The sequence below is a fragment of the Boseongicola sp. genome (assembly GCF_057460485.1).
In genome coordinates, this window is record NZ_JBVCWP010000285.1 from 1 (window position 1) to 4804 (window position 4804).

General features: G+C 56.2%; 4 protein-coding genes. 2 read left to right on the plus strand and 2 right to left on the minus strand.

Going from position 1 to position 4804, the window contains the following annotated elements; translation table 11 throughout:
- Both AC221Y_RS20380 and AC221Y_RS20385 read right to left on the minus strand, forming a co-directional pair.
- On the minus strand, nucleotides 1-1540 hold a 1540-nt coding region (locus AC221Y_RS20380; RefSeq protein ID WP_486708214.1), incomplete at its 3' end, for an efflux RND transporter permease subunit.
- Nucleotides 1541-1559: 19 nt separating this feature from the next.
- The gene (locus AC221Y_RS20385) at nucleotides 1560-2675 is read right to left on the minus strand and encodes an efflux RND transporter periplasmic adaptor subunit (protein WP_486708215.1); all 1116 of its coding nucleotides are present in this window, start codon (nucleotides 2673-2675) and stop codon (nucleotides 1560-1562) included.
- Between the two features lie 556 nt (nucleotides 2676-3231).
- Here AC221Y_RS20385 and AC221Y_RS20390 point away from each other — a divergent pair.
- Both AC221Y_RS20390 and AC221Y_RS20395 read left to right on the plus strand, forming a co-directional pair.
- The gene (locus tag AC221Y_RS20390) at nucleotides 3232-3528 is read left to right on the plus strand and encodes a hypothetical protein (RefSeq protein ID WP_486708216.1); all 297 of its coding nucleotides are present in this window, start codon (nucleotides 3232-3234) and stop codon (nucleotides 3526-3528) included.
- A gap of 50 nt (nucleotides 3529-3578) precedes the next feature.
- A complete protein-coding gene (locus AC221Y_RS20395) occupies nucleotides 3579-4349 on the plus strand; it encodes a DUF2092 domain-containing protein (RefSeq protein ID WP_486708217.1) in 771 nt (256 codons plus the stop codon).
- The last annotated feature ends 455 nt before the right edge of the window (nucleotides 4350-4804 follow it).

The window sequence follows — 4804 nt, forward strand, 5'->3', positions numbered from 1 at the left end:
AGAAGGTTCCACTATATGGATCGGCAACCTCGCCTTCAGCTTTTGGCTCCCTTGGCTTAATCTTCATGAACCAGACGCACATCACCGGTGTCATCATCATTGACAGAAACCATGATGACAGAAGCGTGATGATCAGCACTTGGCCAAGAGACTTGGTGTATTCACCCGCCCCACCAATGGCGAGCCATATCGGAACGAAAGCCAGAATCGTTGTTAACGTCGACGTCAGCAACGGTATCGCTAAACTCCCCCCAGACGACAGCGCCGCCTGTCGCTGGCCTTCACCGTTCTGCAGGCGCGTGCGGATATCTTCGGCGATCACAATTCCATTGTCGACCAGCATGCCCAGCGCGATGATCAGCGCAGCAATCGACATGCGCTGCAGTTCAATGTCCATCGCCCGCATGATGGCTATGCTCATCAGCATGGTCATGGGCACAAATGAGCCGACGATGAGTCCGGTTCGCAGGCCAAGAAAAAGCACCACGACAACGAGAACGATCACCAGCGTCTGTAACAAATTGGTCACTGCACCCGAAACGGCTGCCTCGATCAAAGGCGGCTGATAGGTAGCATAATCGAGGGCATAGCCGACCGGCAGAGTTTGCTCGATTTGCCGCATCTTTCGAGTCAGACGCTCACCGAACTCAACCGCGTTGACGCCTTCTCCTTCGAGAACAGAGACGCTCAAGACGATGGCTGGGCGACCGTTATAGTAGACAGGCTGATTGGGTGGATCGACATAGCCACGGGAGACCTTGGCGAGATCCCGGAGTGGCGTGACCCGCTCGGTGCCAGGAATCGGAATAATGACGTCCTCGATATCAGCAATGCTGTCGAAGTCGCCAGTCGGTTCGACAACAACGTTTTGGCCCCGTACGTCAATCAGACCGCCGGGCAGGATGATGTTTTGCTGCCGCAGGGTCTCAACCACTACACCGGGGCTAATGCCAAATTCAGCAAGCTTGGCGTTCGACAACTCAAGGAATACCCGTTGATCCTGAGCGCCGAACATTTCGACACGTCGGATGCCCTTCAGCGAGTAAAGCTCATTGCGCAAATCCCGCGCAACGAGACGCATCTCTGCGAGCGAGAAACCTTCAGCCCACAACGCAATTGTGGCGACGGCCGTTAGCCCAAATTCGTCGTTTACAAAGGGACCAATCGTGCCAGTCGGGAGATGCGGGGTCACATCGTGGAGTTTGTCACGCAGATCCCGCCATAGGGTCTTCAGTACCGGCACCTCGTCGCGGGCGACGACATGCATGAAGGACATGCCGCGTTTGGAATCGGACTCGATGTAGTCAACATCGCCAAGCAGCCGGATCTGCTCTTCCAGCTTTCGTGTGATCAGGTCCTCAACCCGGCTTGGTGGCATGCCCGGGAAATAGGCCCAGACTACCGCTTCACGAATCTGGATCGAAGGATCTTCCTGCTTGGGATAGGTCAAATAGGCGAACAAACCCGCGACCGCCATGATCATTAAGAAGAGGACCGTCACGCGATCCTTCTCGATCGAAAAATCAGTGATTCCCTTCATTTGAGGCCACCAAGAATGATCATTGCATGGCTGCAGATGCGTCTAGGGCGCTGGACCTCTGCTCCTGCATGAGCTTGACCCTCTGGCCGTCACTGAGGAATGTCACACCGGCTACGGCTACGATGTCGCCGGGTTTTAGGCCTTCTACAACGTTGACGAAGTTGTCGATCGCACCCCTGCCCTTGACGACGGTCTTCTTCACCGTCTGTGTCTCCGGGTCATATATGAAGGCATAACCTTGTCCCGGGCCATCGCCGGGCGCGATTGCCGAAAGCGGCACTAACAAACCAGAGTCCGTCCCTTGCTGCGCCAACAAGATGGTAGTTTCTGCCGTCATGCCAGAGCGTATCTCGGCAGGCGGGTCGTCGAGGGTGGCCTTGACGGGAAAAGCATTCGCCGTGCTGGCGGTCGAACCGACTTCAGTTATTAGCGCCCGCAGGAGCCCCTCTTCGTCCCTGGGAAATCTGACCGTCACGGGCATGCCAACCGAGATTCGAGATATGATTGTCTCGGGGATATCGAAGCGCACTTCCAACGTGCCTGCGGCCTCAATGTCATAGACAGGCTGTCCTGTCTTCACCTCCACAAAGGCTTCGATATGCTTGCGCGAGATCGTGCCGTCATAGGGTGCCCGGAGGTCCGTCAGCCGCAGATCGCGTTTTGCAAGGTTGAGCCTAGAAGTAGCTAAATCCAGTTGGCTTTTCGCAACATCGAGATTCGTCTCGACGCGCTCGAGTCGCGCCTCTGCCACCCAGCCCTTTTTGAAAAGTGCCTCCTGACGTTCGTAGTCCTGCCGCGCTTGCGTAAGGTTGGATTTTGCCTGCTGAACATCCGCTTCAGCTGATTCGACATCAAGCAAGTAAGGTTGCTTGTCGACAACAGCGAGCACCTGATCTTTCGCGACCCGATCCCCCTCATTGACGCGCATTTCTTTGACGTTTCCGCTGACGTGAAAGCTCAGTGTGGAGGAGTCTGTTGCATAAACCTGTCCTGGGAATTTGCGCGTCTGACCTGACGCAACCTCGGTGACAGTGTATGTTTTGATAGCTCGGACTTGCGGAGCGATCTCGGGCAATTCCTCTTCGCAGCCCGCCAAAGCCAATGCAGCTATTAGGGCAATAGCAAAAGAGGTCATCGATGAAATCCACATAGTTGGCATTGTGCCCTCTACCTGCCGTCTCCCCCGAGTGGTCTCCCGAGTCGTCCGATTGCGTGCGTATCAGCATCTTGGAGGCTTATTATTTCGATCGATGCATGTCCTACGGGCCGCTTCATTGATCTACGTCAGCGATACAGGCCGGAACGCTAAAGTGACAGTTTGCCCAATACACGCGTCATAGCTCTTTGAGCCCGATGAGGCTCGATCGACTACACCCTAAACTGTGACCCCCGAAGCTCGCCTGTAGAGAGAAAGAGCTAGGAGTCCCCTACTCAACGCTAAGACACTTGCCTCTCTGGCTCCGCTCTGCAGAACCAAAGCCAATTGGCGGGTGATTTCTGGCCTTTTTGCGGGGTGTTTGATGGGCTCTCAGTGAGTTCAGGAGGCTGCCGGGTTGATTCATGTCAACGAGATTAAACCTGGGAATGGCACGCTTTGTATAAAGACCTCCGATGCTTCTCTTGGGGCGGAGTCTCCCCCAGAAAGTGCTTTGATTCACTGCCAACTCTCTAAAGCGAGGTGTGAACTGGATATGCGCAAATCTGCATTTGTATTAGGTGTCCCGGCTCTGGCGCTCGGCACCCTGCTTATCATCTCACAGGCCAATGCGGCAGATGCTGCAGGCCACCTGCAACCGTTGCAGGAGTTTAAAATCGCCCATTGCTGCCACCCACATCCCTACAGCCCCTATGACGACTATTGCTGCCATCCGTCGACAGCCTATGCGGCGCCGCGAGCCTATGTGGCACCCCGCGCCTATGGCGTGGGACCGGCCAGCGTGCGTGGCGTCTCGCGTCGGACTTCACGTCGCGTGTCGCGCAGGCGCTGAGTATTTGGCCCGCAACAGCTGAACCTTTATGTCGCCCCGAGGAGGGAGTGATGCTCAAGAAAGCTAAAACCAACAGACTGTTTACACATGTCGCCGCAGCAATTGCCGCACTGCCTCTCTTAGCCGCTCTTGCCTCATCACCAGTCAGCGCTCAGACGGGCCCCATGGACGAAAAGGCCACGCAGGTATTGCGAGGCATGTCCGACTATCTCTCTAAGGCTGAGACCACATCCTTTCGCGTGAAGACCTTCTTCGATGAGACCGCGGAATCAGGCATCAAGATCATGAGGGCCCGTAAGGCCCGCGTGTTCCTCAAACGGCCCGACGGACTGCACGTGGAGAGCGTCGCGGAGGACGGCGGCGCGCGGACAGTCTGGTTCGACGGCTCGAAACTGACGGTCTGGCTTCGTCACGTGAACGAGGTAAAGGAGCTGGATTTCGATGGAACGACCGATGCGCTGCTCGACGAGCTCTCCGACAAGTATCAGCTGAACTTGCCTGTCGGAGACCTGCTGTTTTCTGATGTCCACGAGGCGCTGAAAGAAAGCATCATCTCCTCAGAGTATCTTGGCCTCCGAACCGTCGACGGCGTCAAATGCCATCAGCTCTCCTTCGAGAGCACTGGTGCCGACTGGCAGATCTGGATCGAGGCTGATTCCACGCCTCTGCCACGCCGGTTTGCCGTCACCTACGTCAACGCAGAGGGCGAGCCGCAGTTTCTGGCACAACTAGACCAATGGAGCATCGGTGGGGAAGTAGCGGCGTCAACATTCAAGGCGGCTGTCCCCGAAAGCGTCAAGAAAGTGCCGTTTGCCAAATAGGCTGCCTGCACTGGCTGACCCTGCTCTACCAGCGGTAGGTATATGTCCGGCGCGCGCTAAACGCGCCTAATGGCTTGAGCGGATCTAACGTCTGCTGTGGGTCCAAAAGCGGTCTTCATACCGCAGCGGGCGCTGGACAACCTGATTTGCAGTCAACGCGTGCCTGTGAGAGCCGCTAATGTCCGCGTTGGGTCAGAAGCGGACATTCGCACGAGGATCGGGAATTTCTGCTCTTGCCCCGAAAGCGGACATTCTTCTCAGCAGACCTTTTTCCCGCACTTCCTTAGTAAAATAATGCTGCGAGCAAAAGAAAACTCCCCGGAGCCGTGGGCTCGGGGAGTCAACTGTCGGTGGTTGCGTGGGCTCGCAACCGCCTTGATTTGCAGCTTCAGGAATTGCTCGCGACAATCGTCCCAACATAGCCAAAACTCAGAAAACCTAGCGCGTTGCGGGGG